Consider the following 594-nt stretch of genomic DNA (forward strand, 5'->3'; position numbering starts at 1 on the left):
CGGTGTGTGGTGAACCCCCTAGTTGGAGTCAAAAACGAGGGTGACCGTGACTCCAGGAAGGGGGTTGGGCTGGCTCCGGGTCCCCGTCCGAGTCCTCCCCCTTGTTGTTGCGGTTGCGGTGGGAGGGGCGGCCCTGCCAGGTCGAGGCCTCGGGGTTGGTCTCCCTCCGGTACTTGAGCCGGTTGTGGTCTGAGCAGAGTGGCTGAATGTTGTCCGCGCTCGTGGACCCGCCGGCCGAGAAGCTGATCTTGTGGTCGGCCTCTGAGCCGCTGGCCGGGAAGTTGCAGCCCTGGTACCAGGCGCAGGTGGTGTGACCGAACAGCCCCGCATCCCGCAGAGCACCCGTGGCGTCGCGCTGGGTGCGGCCCACGTCCAGCACCCGGTCACCCTTGGGGGAGGTGATCATCCGACGCAGCACGCTGTTGGGGGCCAGGGCACGGATGGCGGCCATGGAGACCACCTGCCCATCCTGGGTCATCGCCGGACCCGCACCCGTAGCCGGGCCGTCTTCGCCCTGGAGGCCGAGGAAGGTGGGCAGGGGCACCATGATGTTGATCATCGCCACCGCAGCACGCTTGCGACCCGTGCGCCCCT

General features: G+C 68.4%; 1 protein-coding gene. It reads right to left on the reverse strand.

Annotated elements, in window-relative coordinates:
* Nucleotides 1-28 precede the first annotated feature (28 nt).
* Nucleotides 29-594 (reverse strand): HNH endonuclease signature motif containing protein (locus ACYVD1_RS34815; RefSeq protein WP_460778733.1); only part of this gene is annotated, 566 nt, incomplete at its 5' end.

This window comes from Nocardiopsis nanhaiensis (genome assembly GCF_054778635.1).